At 61.8% G+C, this 14,814-nt stretch carries 14 protein-coding genes and 1 pseudogene; 7 read left to right on the top strand and 8 right to left on the bottom strand.

Going from position 1 to position 14,814, the window contains the following annotated elements; translation table 11 throughout:
• A partial coding sequence (locus tag GWE18_RS41160) for a BA14K family protein (RefSeq protein WP_275191209.1) occupies window positions 1-530 on the top strand: 530 nt, incomplete at its 5' end.
• Between the two features lie 61 nt (window positions 531-591).
• Here GWE18_RS41160 and GWE18_RS41155 read toward each other — a convergent pair.
• Window positions 592-975 (bottom strand): annotated as a pseudogene (locus GWE18_RS41155) (EamA family transporter); the annotation flags it as partial.
• 151 nt (window positions 976-1,126) lie between these two features.
• Between GWE18_RS41155 and GWE18_RS41150 the strand changes: the two are divergent.
• Both GWE18_RS41150 and GWE18_RS41145 read left to right on the top strand, forming a co-directional pair.
• A complete protein-coding gene (locus GWE18_RS41150; protein WP_275191208.1) occupies window positions 1,127-1,531 on the top strand; it encodes a response regulator in 405 nt (134 codons plus the stop codon).
• A gap of 11 nt (window positions 1,532-1,542) precedes the next feature.
• Window positions 1,543-3,777 carry a CHASE3 domain-containing protein gene (locus tag GWE18_RS41145; RefSeq protein WP_275191207.1) on the top strand — a complete coding sequence of 745 codons (2,235 nt, stop codon included), beginning with the start codon at window positions 1,543-1,545 and terminating at the stop codon, window positions 3,775-3,777.
• 162 nt (window positions 3,778-3,939) lie between these two features.
• Here the strand turns inward: GWE18_RS41145 and GWE18_RS41140 are convergent, their stop codons facing one another.
• Together GWE18_RS41140 and GWE18_RS41135 are read right to left on the bottom strand one after the other, a co-directional pair.
• Window positions 3,940-4,302, bottom strand: a complete 363-nt coding sequence (locus tag GWE18_RS41140) for an MmcQ/YjbR family DNA-binding protein (protein WP_275191210.1) — start codon at window positions 4,300-4,302, stop codon at window positions 3,940-3,942.
• A 109-nt stretch (window positions 4,303-4,411) separates the two neighbouring features.
• Complete coding sequence (locus GWE18_RS41135) at window positions 4,412-4,927, bottom strand: DUF1993 domain-containing protein (RefSeq protein WP_275191206.1); 516 nt, start codon at window positions 4,925-4,927, stop codon at window positions 4,412-4,414.
• 275 nt (window positions 4,928-5,202) lie between these two features.
• Between GWE18_RS41135 and GWE18_RS41130 the strand changes: the two genes are divergently transcribed.
• Both GWE18_RS41130 and GWE18_RS41125 read left to right on the top strand, forming a co-directional pair.
• Window positions 5,203-5,385 carry a hypothetical protein gene (locus GWE18_RS41130; RefSeq protein WP_275191205.1) on the top strand — a complete coding sequence of 61 codons (183 nt, stop codon included), beginning with the start codon at window positions 5,203-5,205 and terminating at the stop codon, window positions 5,383-5,385.
• Between the two features lie 55 nt (window positions 5,386-5,440).
• A complete protein-coding gene (locus GWE18_RS41125) occupies window positions 5,441-5,773 on the top strand; it encodes an HNH endonuclease signature motif containing protein (protein ID WP_275191204.1) in 333 nt (110 codons plus the stop codon).
• A gap of 28 nt (window positions 5,774-5,801) precedes the next feature.
• On the opposite strand, the gene GWE18_RS41120 is transcribed toward GWE18_RS41125, so the two are convergent.
• The 4 genes from GWE18_RS41120 to GWE18_RS41105 form a co-directional block, all read right to left on the bottom strand.
• Window positions 5,802-6,158 carry a type II toxin-antitoxin system RelE/ParE family toxin gene (locus tag GWE18_RS41120; RefSeq protein WP_275191203.1) on the bottom strand — a complete coding sequence of 119 codons (357 nt, stop codon included), beginning with the start codon at window positions 6,156-6,158 and terminating at the stop codon, window positions 5,802-5,804.
• 8 nt (window positions 6,159-6,166) lie between these two features.
• Window positions 6,167-6,454, bottom strand: a complete 288-nt coding sequence (locus tag GWE18_RS41115) for a type II toxin-antitoxin system ParD family antitoxin (RefSeq protein WP_275191202.1) — start codon at window positions 6,452-6,454, stop codon at window positions 6,167-6,169.
• A gap of 144 nt (window positions 6,455-6,598) precedes the next feature.
• Window positions 6,599-7,663 (bottom strand): hypothetical protein, encoded by a 1,065-nt coding sequence (locus GWE18_RS41110; RefSeq protein WP_275191201.1) that lies wholly within the window; start codon window positions 7,661-7,663, stop codon window positions 6,599-6,601.
• A gap of 268 nt (window positions 7,664-7,931) precedes the next feature.
• Window positions 7,932-8,831, bottom strand: a complete 900-nt coding sequence (locus GWE18_RS41105; RefSeq protein WP_275191200.1) for a DMT family transporter — start codon at window positions 8,829-8,831, stop codon at window positions 7,932-7,934.
• Window positions 8,832-9,581: 750 nt separating this feature from the next.
• Here GWE18_RS41105 and GWE18_RS41100 point away from each other — a divergent pair.
• Entirely contained in the window at window positions 9,582-13,328 is a 3,747-nt protein-coding gene (locus GWE18_RS41100; RefSeq protein ID WP_275191199.1) for a vitamin B12-dependent ribonucleotide reductase, read from the top strand.
• Between the two features lie 129 nt (window positions 13,329-13,457).
• Window positions 13,458-14,513: a hypothetical protein gene (locus GWE18_RS41095; RefSeq protein WP_275191198.1), complete on the top strand. Its 1,056-nt coding sequence runs from the start codon at window positions 13,458-13,460 to the stop codon at window positions 14,511-14,513.
• Between the two features lie 107 nt (window positions 14,514-14,620).
• Here GWE18_RS41095 and GWE18_RS41090 read toward each other — a convergent pair.
• On the bottom strand, window positions 14,621-14,814 hold a 194-nt coding region (locus tag GWE18_RS41090; protein ID WP_275191197.1), incomplete at its 5' end, for a hypothetical protein.

The following is a 14,814-nucleotide window of genomic DNA, read 5'->3' as shown; positions in this document are numbered from 1 at the left end:
GCTTTAGAGGCGGTGGCGGTGGCGGCGCCGTCGCACCCGGCGGTGGCGGCTTTAGAGGTGGCGGCGTGGCCGCTGCACCCAGCGTTGGTGGCACGGCCGTTGCACCCAGCGGTGGCGGCTTCAGGGGTGGCGGCGCGGCCGTTGCACCCGGCAGTCCCGGCGGCTTCAGGGGTGGCGCCGTTGCCAGCACGGAAGGCGGACGCGGCTTTGTCCGGCCTGCGCCCGGCGTCGGTGGAGGTACCGTTGCGGGTGGCGGCTGGCACGGCGGCCGTCATTTTCACCGCCATCGTCACGGCGGCTTCTGGCCAGGCTTCGCGATCGGCGCCGGCATCGGGTCGGCCTATGCTTACAGCGATCCCTACTACTACGATGACTACTATGGATATTACGATGACACCGTAGTCGCGGCAGCGCCCCCGGCAGGCGATGATGCCGTGGCCTACTGCATGCGCAGGTACAAATCCTACGATCCGGCGTCAGGAACCTATCTCGGCTATGACGGGCAGCGGCACCCCTGCCCGGCGCAATAGCACGATCGCATGAGTTCGAAGGGCGGCGCATTCCCCTGCGCCGCCCCTTTCGTTCCAAGAATTACGAACGCAGCGCTACTGCAACGCCACCCAGCGTGAACACCAGCGCCGCGATCTCGCGCAGACCGAGCGGCTCATGCAGCATCGCCGCCGCCGCAAGCACCCCGATGACGATGACGGGGACCAGCAAAGTTCCGATCGAGGCCGTCGCTGCCAGGAGCCGTTCCAATGCGGCAAACCAGCACACGTAGGCAGAACTGGATCAGCGTCATATAGTGCAGCGACGCCCACCCGACGGCTGACAGCGCAGCCAGTTGCGGCTGCTCGATCGCAAAGCCTTGGTCAGTATGGTGCCGAGGCCGACGCGCGCCGCGCCAGCCAGCGCGCACGCGATGCCCGGCAACTTCTCGATGCTAGCCTCGATGCCGTTGCCGCCGATCAGTGCATGTGTTCTCGTTCTGACACAGCGAAACGGAATTGCGCTCAGCAACTTTTGTGTGCACTCTATCATACAGACGACTTGTCGACGTTTCGACTTAATCGTCACATGGGATGTGCTGGTCACCTGGCCGCCGCCCGAGGAAGAAGGAATCATCGTGCCGCGCGTTCTCGTGGTCGATGACGACCCGATGGTGTGCGTTGCCATCAAGGTTTGTCTCACGCGCAAGGGTTTCGAGGTCACCGTCGCCGACGGTGGTGAAGCGGGAATGCGTGCACTCGAATCCTCCGATTTCGACGTCATGCTGGTCGACGTGTTCATGCCGTATATGCGTGGCTTCGAATCGATCCGGATATTTCACGAGCGCAGGCCTGACACACCGATCATCGCGATGTCGGGCTACGCCTTCGCCAACACCGAACGCGCGCCGGATTTCCTGCGGATGACCATCGAGCTCGGCGCGGCATGCTGCCTGCGCAAGCCCTTCACGCCGGACGCGCTGTTGACCTCGGTCAATCAATGCATCACCAAGCCAAAAGCTTCCGCGCGTCACTCGAAATAACAACTGGCAAAATGCCCTCGCAGCGTATCATTCTCGGAATTGGCCTCGCTATCCTCCTCATTATCGGCGCTGCCTCGATCAGTTTGGACCTCAAGTCGCGGTCCGATAACGCTTCCGTCGACCGTGCGCTCGGGATACTCGGGAAACTCTCCGATATGCGCCCGCTGTTGCGCCGGGCGGAAAGCGCAGCGCGGGCGTTCGCACTCACTGGCGATCAGGAATTCGCCAGGGAATACCGCGAGGCCAGCGACGCGATCCTGCCGGCGCTCGCGGCACTGATCGAGGCGGTCAAGGCCAATCCCACCGAAAGGCAACTGATCGAAGAGACCAAGGCGCTGGTGGAGCGTCAGATTGCAGTCAATGGCGAGTTGATCAGGCTCCGGACCGCGGGAGATGGCGCCGCCGTCGCGGCGCTCGTCGGCCAGGAGGACCGCGCCGCGGCGGCCGCGATTGCCGGAAACCTCGAAAAGGCGGTAGCCGAAGAGCGCAGGCAGCTATTCGCAAGGCGCGCCGAGTCCGAAACCAACGGCAGCTTCCTGCTGGCGATCGATCTCGCCGGCGTCGCGCTGATCCTGATCCTCGCCACCGTGCTGACGCTATCGACCCGCCGCTCGCGCCGGGCACTGCAGGATTCGCTGAGCGCCACGCAGGCCAACAACGAGGCGTTGGAAGCAGCGGTCGCCGAACGCACCGAGCATCTGGTCGCAGCGCATGAGGAACTCAGGCTTTCGGCCGCAGTCCTGCGCAGCACCTTTCACAGCATGGCGGAGGCGGTGCTCGTCATCGACACCAAAGGAGAGATTTTGCTCTCTAACCCCGCGGCAGAGAAGATGCTGCGCTACCGGCCGGGCATGACGGTCGAACTGCTGAGCTCGCTCAGCACCGTTTTTCAGGCCGACGGCGTCACGCCGCTGCCTGTCAACGACATGCCTGCCGCGCGTGCGCTGCGCGGCGAAGCGTTCGACGCCACGGAAATCGTGGTGCGCCCGGTCAGCGGCAGTTCGCCCATTCATCTCGTGATCAGCGGCCGGCCACTGCGCGATACCTCAGGGGCCATCAGCGGCGCGGCGCTGGTCTATCACGACGCCACCGCCTCGCGTGAAACCGAGCACAAGCTCCTGCAATCGCAAAAGCTAGACGCCATCGGCAAGCTCACCGGCGGCGTCGCGCACGACTTCAACAACATGCTGACGGTGATCACCGGCACCACCGAAACGCTGGTCGCCGGCCTTTCACATGAGCCGGCACTGCAGAAGACGGCCGAATTGATCGATCAGGCGGCGGAACGCTGCAGCGAGCTGATCCAGCATCTGCTTGCCTTCGCCCGCCGCCAGCCGCTGCAACCGCGCAATGTCGACGTCAACGCCACCGTGCTCGATATCGCCAAGCTGCTTCGCCCGACGCTCGGCGAGCAGATCGAGGTCAACTCGATCCTCGAGCAGGAAGTGGCGACGGCCCATATCGACCCGTCGCAGCTCGCCAACTCCCTGCTCAACATGGCGATCAACGCCCGCGACGCGATGCCGAACGGCGGCAAGCTGCTGCTGGAGACGCGCAACGTCGTGCTCGACGAAGCCTATGCGCAGGCCAACCCGGACGCGAAGCCCGGCCCCTATGTGATGCTCGCGGTCAGCGACAACGGCGCCGGCATGTCGCAGGAGGTGCTGGACAAGGTGTTCGAGCCGTTCTTCACCACCAAGGAGGTCGGCAAGGGCTCAGGCCTCGGCCTCAGCATGGTCTACGGCTTCGTCAAGCAATCGGGCGGCCACGTCCGGATTTACAGTGAGGTCGGCCACGGCACCACGATCAAGCTCTATCTGCCGCCTGCCCGCGGCCAGGTCGAGGCAGCCCCTAGCGCGGCGCCGCCGCTGCCACATGGCAACGAGACTGTCATGGTGGTGGAAGACGACGCGCTGGTGCGCAATTTTGTCACCACGCAACTGCAGAGCCTCGGCTACCGGACGATCGCCGCCGCCAACGGTCCAGCGGCGATGACGATCGTCGAAAACGGCCAGCCATTCGAGCTGCTGTTCACCGACGTCATCATGCCCGGCGGCATGACCGGACGGCAGTTGGCCGACGAAGTGACCAAGCGCCGCCCCGGCGTCAAGGTGCTTTACACCTCCGGCTATACCGACAATGCGATCGTGCACCAGGGCCGCCTCGATCCCGGCGTGCTGCTGCTGACCAAGCCCTACCGAAAGTCCCAACTGGCCAACATGATTCGCCGCGCGCTGACGGGGTGAAGCGGCGGAAGGTCGTGTTGCCTCTCCCCGCTTGCGGCGCAGGCGTACATCTTCATTGGCGGCGGAGGGCCCGCCTTTTGTCACCATTTCCGCCCGCAGCATCGTGCTCACCCGTCGGTTCGCCGTCATTATCCACCCAGAGCAAGCCCGCCATCCCGCGGATTACGGCGTTGCAAGCCCTAGCTCAAGCCGCCTCTTCTTTGACAAGCCTTGCGAGACGATAGAGTGAGACTGCCGGATGTAGTCGCCCAGCGCAGCATCGGGCAGCCCGGGTTTTGCGAAGTGCTGGATCCATTTCATACCGCGCGATGCGAGGTACGGCGCAGGACGCAGGCCCGGCTGATCCTTGAGCATCTCATAAGCAATGTCGCTCACTTTGAAGGTGACGCTCGGCGCGTTATGCTTCCCGCTGGCAATCGCAAAGACTTTGCCACCGACCTTCCAGACATGCGACCCGCCCCACTGGATCACATGCGTGGTAGCAGGAAGTGTCCGGCAGAATGCGTTGAATTTTTCGCGGGTCATATTGTTGCGTTTCACCCAATTGGCCGCGCGTCGGATTTCCCACCGAGCGCCCGGCGCTCGCAGAGCATAATCAGGACAGCGCGGTCGGCATGGCAAGGCTATCGCATTCTCACGTCACTCTCATCGGAATGGTACCGAGGAAATCGCGCTTGCCGATTTCGACACCGCAGTGACGGAGGATGTCGTAGGCAGTGGTGACGTGAAAGTAGAAATTTGGCACCGCAAAGTGGTTGAGATAGTCCGCACCTCTCATGTGACCCATATTCGGGCCGAGCGGAAAAGCGATCTCGCGGTCGGCCGACTCGTCGATCTTCTTGGCATCGAGCGTCTTCACAAAGCTGACCGTCTTGGCGATACGCGCCTTGAGCTCGGCGATTGTCTCCTCGTTATGCTCATACCTGGGCGGGTCGATGCCGGCGAGCCGTGCGCCGCCGTTCTTGGCCTGGTCGCAGGCGCTCTGCACCTGCTGCGTGAGTGCGAACATATCGGGGAAGAGACGCGCGCTGAGCAGCGTCGCGGGATCGATCGACCTTGCCGCAGCATATGTCTCAGCCTTGTCGAGAATCGCCGAGAGTGCGTTGAGGCCAATCTCGAATACCGGAATTGATGCGTTCGACATCGACATGACGGGATCCTCCTTCGTTGATGTATCAGACAGATCAAGCGACGCGGGTTTCTTCCCCTTGCCTGGGCGGTCTGGAAGCGCCGTCGACTCGGCAACCCGGAACCCAAACGATCTCGCGCCGTCCACGCGAGCGCGCGCATTGACGAAGCGCCCAAGGTCCTTCGCCAAATCGTTCGCGTCGTTTAATATCCTGACATGATTGGGTTGCGCAATCGGCCGCCACCAGACAAGTCGGGTCGACGGCAATCCAAAGCGGAAGACGCATCGGAGACGCGATGATCGAGGTCACTACCGCCTCGTCGGCCAATGCGTGCTCAGCCTCTATCCCGGCGATGGGCCTGGCGGACAAGGTGTTGAAGCTCGGCCGGCATCAAGGTACTTACACATCAGGCTATACCGACAATGCGATCGTGCATCAGGGCCGCCTCGACCCGTATCGCAAATCCCTGCCGACTTGATGTATGGAGGAGTGAGACGTTCGATGAAGGGATTCTGGGGAAGGGCATAAGGCTGATGGCCGACGTGACCTACAAGCGCTGCTATTTCGACTGGGGCGGACGATGCGCCTACTGCGATATTGGACTGCCCAGAATAAAGTGGGATGGCAGGGTCAAGGCCGGCATTGACCATTTCATCCCGCTCTCAAAGGGAGGTCCGAACAGCAGGAGCAACCGCGTGCTGTCCTGCTACCCCTGCAATCTCGCCAAGGGCGATACCGACCCGCGCGAGACGAACCAATGGCCGCACGTCCAACAGCGGCTTGCCGAGATCGCCGCTTCGCGGCCCCTCAGTCACGGGCAGCTCAAACGGCTCCTGCCCGAATTGGTGAAGCAAGTTTACGTGTAGGCATGAGCGCAGCAACGAGCACAGCGCTCTATTCGGCCTTCTCGTCGGGGACAGGTGGAAGATGACGCTGAAGGTCCATTCTCTCGTGCAGGATTCGTACGATTTCGATCGTCATTCCCGGGGTCGCTCGGTACATCACGAAATGACTTCCACGCCGACCGTGCCGCGCAATGTGGAGCGTGCGAAGACCTGACGCGATCTCACCTCGAGCTTTGGAGCCCGCAACATCGGGACCGTCGGAAAGTTCGCCAATCGCCTGAACGAGCGTGTTCCGATAGATACGCGATTGCCGCGCGCCAAAATTCTCGGTGGTCCATTTGACGATATTTGCAAAGTCGAGTTCTGCAGCAGCGCCGAAGCGGACTCGCCATTTCCGATCGGCCATTGGCGGATCTATTCGGCGGCCTTGGAAATGACCTTCTCCGAGAGATCATTCAAATAGGCTCGCAACTCTTCGATATCTCCGAATTCTTTGAATTCACCTCGATCCAGCGCACCAACGCCGACCCGAGCCGCTGATCGCAGGGCCTTCAGCTTGCTCGCGTCCTCCGCCTCGCGTTGCTCCACCAGCCGCAATCCGTCACGCAGCACTTCGCTGGCGTTTTGGTAGCGGCCGGATTCGACGAGGGTCTCAATGAGGTCTGCCTGGCGCTCCGTCAGCACAACATTTCTGGTTGGCACTGGCATCCCTCTCAGCTTGTTCGAGTTCCGGCGATGATGGCATCATATGCCATCATACCCCGCTACCTCAAGCCCAGAGGATGCCGTTGTCCTCTTCATCGGCCGGTGGCGCGCCGTTCTCGGACTGTCCGTCCCAGGCGCCCCTTACACCGCGCCCGATCCGCCCGCCACGATCTTCTCGTTCAGTTTCTGATCGACGATCTCGACCGTGCGGTCGATCTCGGCGCTCGGCGCGCCGAGCTGATGCGAGATCAGTTTCACCAGGAGGTCGACCCGCTCGATGAAGGGCGCGCCACTGGCCACCGCGCGGGCTGCCGATGACGGCTTGAGAAGGCTTTCTGCCGCCTTGGCATATTTTGCGAAAGGCACCTGATCCTGTGCCTCCGCGCCCAGACGCCGGGCGATGCCGTCGACATGGTCATAGATCGCCTGCGAGAGTTTCAGGTCACCATGCACGGCGTCGCGGATCGACTGCGGCTCGTGCAGCGTGATGCAGCGGTAATTGCCGGTCAACAGCATCGACCATTTCGCCAGCGGGACGAACAGCGAGTCGAACACCTTGAGCTTCACCGGAACGTCATGGCCGTCCAGCTTCACCGCGTCGATATCAGCTTCCAATTCGCGCAGCAGCTTGTTGTGTTTCGCATCGGCAAATGCCGCGGCCTTGAAGTTGGTCGGGAGGCCGACATGAAGCACATTCGCCGCCTCTTCCGGCGGGCGGAAGGCTTGCGGATCCGGCGAGCACAGCGACACCAGACCCGGCTCGAACCGCTCCCATACCTGCGCGTTGGTGTAGGCCTCCTCCAGATCCATGTCCGCCAGCGCCGGGATCCGCTTGAGATAGGGCAGCGGCGGCATGTTCATGATCGACAGACAAGGCAGCTTCGCCGCGGCGATCTTGATCATCAGAACCCGGATCGTGTGGTTGGTGTATTGCGGCTCCTGCATCGCAAGACCGACCAGGTCGTAACGGGAAAGGTCGACATCCGCGGGCGTCGCCGCGTCCAGCTTGCCGGGCAGATCGCGCGAGAAGATCGCGCGGTGCACCGCCTCGTCACGCAGCTTGATGCGAACTTCGGTGCCGTCGCGATTGATGAGCTCTGCCGTCTTCTTCCGGCAAACAAGGGTCACGTTATGCCCCACCATCAAAAGCTTTGTCGCCAGCAATGAGCCGTACGAGGCTCCAAGGATCAGAATGTTGCGCGCCATACTCTCTCTTTCACAGGTGATGCCGGGCCCTCTTGAGGCCTGGCACCCATTATACCAGAATTGTTCGCCCAGATGCCTACTGCAATCCGGCAGCCATTACAATCGGATAGGAGGTTTTTGCTCCGTCATGGCCGGGCTCGTCCCGGCCATCCACGTCTTCTCTTCCCCGCGGCGAACAAAGACGTGGATGCCCGGGACAAGCCCGGGCATGACGGTGCCTAGAGACCTGCTTTTGTTACGGTGCCGAGAGACCTGCTTTTGTTGGGGCTTACGACCGCGTCGCCAGCACCACGCCGGCCAGCGTAAACACCAGCGCCGCAATCTGGATCAGCCCGAGCGGCTCGCCGAGCGCGACGGCGGACGCCACGACGCCGATGACCGGCACCGCCATGGTGCCGATCGCCGCGACCGAGGCCGGCAGGCGGGCGAGCGCGGCGAACCAGCTCACATAGGCGATGCAGAACTGGATCACTGTCGAATAGATCAGGAGCCACCAGCCGAGCTGCGTCACCTTCTCGATATGCGTGGTCTCGAAGGCGAGACCGATGATGACGATCGGAAAACATCCCAGCCCGATCTGCCACGCCGCGGCCGGGATCGGCGGCAGCGGTACCGGCAGCTTCTTCGCCAGCACCGTGCCGAGCGCAAAGCCGAACGCGCCGCCGAGCGCCATCACCATGCCCGGCAGTTTGTCTGTCGTGGCTGATATGCCGTTGCCGCTCATGATCGCGGCAAGGCCTGCGAACGCCATCACCAGCGCGATCGTGCGCAAAATCGTCGGCCGCTCGCCGAGCACCGGCCAGGCCAGCAGCGAGGCCCATACCGGCATGGTGTAGGCGATCAGCGCCGCCTCGCTGGCCGGTAGCCAGAGCAGCGCCAGCCCCATCAGCACCATCCACCCCGTGACGTTGAGCAGCGCCGCCAGCATCAGCCGCGGCCACAGATGCCGTTCGACCTTCAGGCTCTGCGAGCGCGCCAGCGCCAGCAGAGCCAAGAGCGCAGCGCCGATCACGCCGGTCGAGCCGCGCAAGGTCAGCGGCGGCAGCTCGCTCAGGAGATACTTTGTGACGGGCCAGTTGAAGCCCCAGCCCACCGAGGTGATGGCGAGGAACATCAGGCCTGCGGGCGCGATCCGCGCACCCGCGCTGGGCGGTTTTGATTCTGTCATGGAGCCCGGCAAGGGATGGAATCAGCGGCCACCATGGCGCGTATCCGGCCTTCCGACCACGGATGCGCGGACATGCCAGACCTCCCCTCCCGTAGCCATACGCAAGCGCCTTCCGTAGGCCTACGTGAGTCTCCGCAAGTGCAATCCCGGACGGCGAATAAATACTTGCCCTGTGAACAGCGGGGCGAAGCCGATTTCCACACGCGGTAACAAATTTTTTCCCTTGGGAATCCCTGAGGACTCACTGATACTTGGCGGTGTTCCAGGGGCGGCATGCCCCCCTGTTATCCCTCACTTTCCACCATATTTAGTATTTGATTCAGGAACTCGTACTAGTCCTTGACGGGCGCGACGGGTTTGGCCTAGCCTTATTGCTGGACGGCGCGAGTTAAGTTTTGGGTCCCGCCGGACGCTCCCAAACGGGTACCAGAACGAGCACTCCGTCAGCCGGTCGAGGCACGGATCGAGGGCTTGTCTGCCTTGATACGGGGGCGATCGGCGCACCGAAAGAACGAGCCGAACGGCTCAGGCGACGAGTTGCGGCGTTGAGTTGGAAGGGGCTGGCCTCGCCGAAAAGGCGGGACGAGCCCTTGGGGTGGCGAAGACAGAAACAGGGCCGGGTCCACCGGTAGAGCTTGCGGATCTCAGGCCCAAGGTTGTCTTCAACCTTGGGTAGCCCGAGGTTCGCTCACTGAAAACATCCGGCAACCGCGAAAAAGCGGACCGGGCAAAGAACACGGGGCACGACAAATGCGAATCGAGCGACGCAACACCACTTCCGGCCAGTCACCCTACGCAGGGATTGATTTCAGGCTGACGACATCGGAGATCCGCAACCCCGACGGTTCGATCGTGTTCCGGCTCGAAAATGTCGAAGTGCCCCAGTTCTGGTCGCAGGTCGCCTCCGACGTGCTGGCCCAGAAGTATTTCCGCAAAGCCGGCGTCGCCGCGCGCCTGAAGAAGGTCGAGGAAGAGACCGTGCCGTCCTGGCTGTGGCGCTCCGTGCCCGACACCGAGGCGCTCGCCCTCCTCCCCGAATCCGAGCGTTACGTCAGCGAGCTCAGCGCCAAGCAGGTGTTCGATCGGCTGGCCGGCTGCTGGACCTATTGGGGCTGGAAGGGCGGCTACTTCTCCACCGAAGAGGACGCGCAGGCCTTCTTCGACGAACTGCGCTACATGCTGGCGAAACAGATGGTCGCGCCGAACTCCCCGCAGTGGTTCAACACCGGCTTGCACTGGGCCTACGGCGTCGATGGCCCCGGCCAGGGCCACTATTATGTCGACTGGAAGACCGGCAAACTCACAAAATCCAAGTCGGCCTACGAACACCCGCAGCCGCACGCCTGCTTCATCCAGGGCATCGAGGACGACCTCGTCAACGAGGGCGGCATCATGGACCTCTGGGTGCGTGAGGCGCGCCTGTTCAAATACGGCTCCGGCACCGGCTCCAACTTCTCGCGCCTGCGCGGCGAAGGCGAGCGCCTGTCCGGCGGCGGCCGCTCCAGCGGCCTGATGAGCTTCCTCAAGATCGGCGACCGCGCAGCGGGCGCGATCAAGAGCGGCGGCACCACGCGCCGCGCGGCCAAGATGGTCGTGGTCGACGTCGATCACCCCGATATCGAGACCTATATCGACTGGAAGGTGAAGGAGGAGCAGAAGGTCGCGGCGCTGGTCACCGGCTCCAAGATCAACCAGAAGCACCTCAAAGCCGTGCTGAAGGCCTGCGTGAACTGCGAAGGCTCGGGCGATGACTGCTTCGATCCCGAAAAGAACCCGGCCCTTCGCCGCGAGATCAAGCTGGCTCGCCGCGCGCTGGTGCCCGACAACTACATCAAGCGGGTGATCCAGTTCGCCAAGCAGGGCTACAAGGACATCGACTTCCCGATCTACGACACCGACTGGGATTCGGAGGCCTATCTCACGGTATCAGGCCAGAACTCCAACAACTCGGTCTCGCTGAAGGACGACTTCCTCCGCGCTGTCGAAACCGACGGCGACTGGAATCTGATCGGCCGCACCAACAAGAAGATCACCAAGACTCTCAAGGCCCGCGAGCTCTGGGAGAAGATCGGCCACGCCGCCTGGGCCTCGGCCGATCCCGGCCTGCACTTCAACACGACGATGAACGACTGGCACACCTGCAAGGCGTCCGGCGAGATCCGCGCGTCGAATCCGTGCTCGGAATACATGTTCCTGGACGACACCGCCTGTAACCTGGCGTCGGCCAATTTGCTAACGTTCTATTCGACCACCACTAAGCGGTTCGACGTCGAATCCTATGAGCATCTCTGCCGGCTCTGGACCATCGTGCTCGAAATCTCCGTCATGATGGCGCAGTTCCCCTCGAAGGCGATTGCCGAACTGTCCTACGAGTTCCGCACGCTGGGCCTCGGCTTTGCCAACATCGGCGGCCTCCTGATGACCATGGGCCTGCCCTATGACAGCAAGGAAGGCCGTTCGCTGTGCGGCGCGCTGACCGCCGTCATGACCGGCGTGGCCTACGCCACCTCGGCGGAAATGGCGAAGGAGCTTGGCCCCTTCCCCGGCTACAAGAAGAACGCCCAGCACATGCTGCGCGTGATCCGCAACCATCGCCGCGCGGCGCATGGCGAGAGCCGCGGCTATGAGGCGCTGGCGGTCAATCCCGTGCCGCTCGATCACGCCTCCTGCCCGCAGGCCGATGTCATCGCGCACGCCAAGGCGGCCTGGGACAAGGCGCTCGAACTCGGCGAGCTCAACGGCTACCGCAACGCGCAAGTAACCGTGGTGGCGCCGACCGGCACCATCGGCCTGGTGATGGATTGCGACACCACCGGCATCGAGCCTGATTTCGCGCTGGTGAAGTTCAAGAAGCTCGCCGGCGGTGGCTACTGGAAGATCATCAACCAGGCGGTGCCGGTGGCGCTGCGGACGCTCGGCTACAGCGAAGCGGATATAGCTGAAATTGAGGCCTACGCCGTCGGCCACGGCTCGCTCTCCAACGCCCCCGGCATCAACGCCACCACGCTGAAGGCAAAAGGCTTCACCGACGAAGCGCTGGCCAAGGTGGAGAAGGCACTGCCGACCGCGTTCGACATCAAGTTCGCCTTCAACAAGTGGACCTTTGGCGAAGACTTTTTGCGCGAGACGCTCAACCTCGCGCCGGAAGCAATCGCAGCCCCCGGCTTCGACCTGCTCGCCGCCCTCGGCTTCACCAAGCGCGAGATCGAGGCCGCCAACGTGCACATCTGCGGCGCGATGACGGTCGAGGGAGCTCCCCACCTCAAGGCAGAACATTATGCGGTGTTCGACTGCGCCAACCCCTGCGGCAAGATCGGCAAGCGCTATCTGTCGGTCGAGAGCCACATCCGCATGATGGCGGCCTCGCAGCCGTTCATCTCGGGCGCGATCTCGAAGACCATCAACATGCCGAACGACGCCACCGTCGAGGATTGCAAGGCGGCGTATCTGCTGTCCTGGAAGCTCGCGCTGAAGGCCAACGCGCTCTACCGCGACGGCTCGAAGCTGAGCCAGCCCCTCAACTCGCAGCTCATCGCCGACGATGACGACGAGGAAGATGCGATCGAGGCGCTCTACGAGAAGCCGATGGCGGCGCGTGCCGCCCAGGTCTCGGAAAAGATCGTCGAAAAACTGGTCGAGCGCATCGTCGTGATGCGCGAGCGCGAGAAGATGCCGGATCGCCGCAAGGGCTATACCCAGAAGGCGGTGGTCGGCGGTCACAAGGTCTACTTGCGCACCGGCGAGTATGACGACGGCCGTCTCGGCGAGATCTTCATCGACATGCACAAGGAAGGCGCGGCCCTTCGCTCCTTCATCAACAACTTCGCCATCGCCGTCTCGCTCGGCCTGCAATACGGCGTGCCGCTGGAGGAATATGTCGACGCCTTCACCTTCACCCGCTTCGAGCCGGCGGGCCCCGTGCAGGGCAACGACAGCATCAAGTACGCGACCTCGATCCTCGACTATGTGTTCCGCGAACTCGCGGTCAGCTACATGTCGCGCTTCGATCTCGCCCATGTCGATCCGACCGAGTCGAATTTCGACGCGCTCGGCAAGGGCGTCGAGGAAGGCAAGGACCCGTCCGACGGCAGCCAGCAGGCCACAAAATATCTGTCCAAGGGCCTGACCCGCTCGCGCACGGATAATCTGGTCGTGATGCGCGGTGTCGATGCGGATGCCCGCGGCTCCCATAACGTCACCGCGATCGGCGGACACGGCCCCAGCGCCCGCGCCTCCGACGCCCATGAAGGCGCGGTGGCCTTAAGGCAAGAATCCCAGCACGATCTGTCGCCGACAGAAAAGCTGGGAGCCGTGCAGTGGAGCAAGGCCGGCAGCGCCGCAGTGGCGGTCGCCCCGAGCAAGGCCGAACGCCGCGCGGAAGCCAAGGCAAAAGGCTACGAAGGCGAGATGTGCTCGGAGTGCGGCAACTTCACGCTGGTGCGGAATGGCACGTGCATGAAGTGCGATACGTGTGGCAGCACGACGGGGTGTTCGTGAACTTGCGCCGACCGTCATGCCCCGGCTTGACCCGGGCATCCATAACTGAGGGGCGGTCGAAAGGCCGTCCTTTGTGTTTGTACTGCTGCCCACCTATTCTGATGAAATTCAGTTGTTCGAGATACGTGGATGAAACGCTTTTACCTTGCAATCGCCGGCAGCTTTATCGGAAAGATACTTGCCGTGTTGGCGGTTTCCATTTGCGTTGCAATAGGATTCGGTCCTGACAAATGGGCGTCTTGGATTCTCGACGTTACTCCCGGATTTCTTCAAGCTTTCCGTTGGCCATTTCGAATTGCTGCCATCGTCGGCGTGCTCTTGATAGCGAGTTGGTTCGCCGCCAAAGCGCCGTTTCTGAAGGCAGCCTTTGTTTGGCTAACTCTCAGCCTCCGCAAATTTTTAACCCGCGTTCGGAAACGCTTTCGATATTGGACGACACGAACTTATCGCTATTGGCAATTTATTGGCCCGAACGACTATGAAGTCTTGCGATCCACACGAGCTATTGACCAGGCTCATTTTGCAAGTTTCGAGAATGATAGAGTTGCGTTCGCTCACAGATTTGCCGACGCATTTCCTGGGGCCAGATGGTTATCAACTCTGCAGGGACCATCAAACATCATACCGCGTTTGGATGTGTTGTTGCGATGGCCGCTCTCGGCTGCTTCACCGTTCCAAGACCACTATAGGATTCCGTTTTATTGGAATTGCGGCGTCGGCAATATGCACATCACAAGGTACCATCGCTATAAACGAGATGTTGTCCTTGTGAACGAGATGGAGATTCGTCCGACTTTCTTGGCCGCAATTGGGGGCGACGTTTATTGGCAAACATATGTTTATCTTGAGGGAGCGGCTTTCGAGCCTCGTCAGATACGAGGCGAGGAAAATTATAAGCTAGGCGAATATCAGGAGTATGCCATCTACGAAGGGAGGATCTTCAACCGAACAGAGTACGATGACGGATCATATGTTCATAAGGGGCGACCAGTACGATTTCGACGGGCGCCTGATCTTCGCTCGAGGCAGCTGGTTCCTTTCGGAATGCTAGTCATTCCAAATTCCTCACCAGCCAATAACCCAAATCGCGACAAAGCAATCCGAACACATATTGCGCGAGTCATTGCCGATAAGGATGCAATGAAGAGTTTTGCGCGGTATCTAATGTCACTTCCCAAGGAATAGATATGAAGCTAGGGCGTAGGATCGTGGGCCGCACGAGGCAGCAAGTAGCCCGGATGAGCGCGGCGACATCCGGGACCACTCTAACACCGCCCCGGATTTCGCTTCGCTCATCCGGGCTTCTGTAACGGGCCTCGATTAGTCAATCCCTTTTGCGTCATCCGCTCGCCGGAAACCTGCTTCTGTACGGGATCGGCGCAAGGCCGTCGCCTGATGGGGTTCGTAAGAGGATAGGTCGGCCAATCTACGGAAAGCGTGATCATATCGCTCGATATGTCGACAACCCGGATGTCGGCCTGACCTG

Origin of the sequence: Bradyrhizobium sp. CSA112, from assembly GCF_029051645.1 — a bacterium.
GTDB lineage: Bacteria > Pseudomonadota > Alphaproteobacteria > Rhizobiales > Xanthobacteraceae > Bradyrhizobium.
The sequence above is the reverse complement of the archived record's forward strand: the minus strand, read 5'-3'. Positions and strand labels throughout refer to the sequence as shown.

Excerpts from the sequence above, each read along its gene's own strand:
- GWE18_RS41120 (WP_275191203.1), bottom strand. The coding sequence starts at position 6,158 with ATGGCCGATCGGAAATGGCGAGTCCGCTTCGGCGCTGCTGCAGAACTC.
- GWE18_RS41135 (WP_275191206.1), bottom strand. The coding sequence starts at position 4,927 with ATGTCGATGTCGAACGCATCAATTCCGGTATTCGAGATTGGCCTCAAC.
- GWE18_RS41100 (WP_275191199.1), top strand. The coding sequence starts at position 9,582 with ATGCGAATCGAGCGACGCAACACCACTTCCGGCCAGTCACCCTACGCA.
- GWE18_RS41130 (WP_275191205.1), top strand. The coding sequence starts at position 5,203 with ATGATCGAGGTCACTACCGCCTCGTCGGCCAATGCGTGCTCAGCCTCT.
- GWE18_RS41095 (WP_275191198.1), top strand. The coding sequence starts at position 13,458 with ATGAAACGCTTTTACCTTGCAATCGCCGGCAGCTTTATCGGAAAGATA.
- GWE18_RS41105 (WP_275191200.1), bottom strand. The coding sequence starts at position 8,831 with ATGACAGAATCAAAACCGCCCAGCGCGGGTGCGCGGATCGCGCCCGCA.
- GWE18_RS41145 (WP_275191207.1), top strand. The coding sequence starts at position 1,543 with ATGCCCTCGCAGCGTATCATTCTCGGAATTGGCCTCGCTATCCTCCTC.
- GWE18_RS41110 (WP_275191201.1), bottom strand. The coding sequence starts at position 7,663 with ATGGCGCGCAACATTCTGATCCTTGGAGCCTCGTACGGCTCATTGCTG.
- GWE18_RS41125 (WP_275191204.1), top strand. The coding sequence starts at position 5,441 with ATGGCCGACGTGACCTACAAGCGCTGCTATTTCGACTGGGGCGGACGA.
- GWE18_RS41140 (WP_275191210.1), bottom strand. The coding sequence starts at position 4,302 with ATGACCCGCGAAAAATTCAACGCATTCTGCCGGACACTTCCTGCTACC.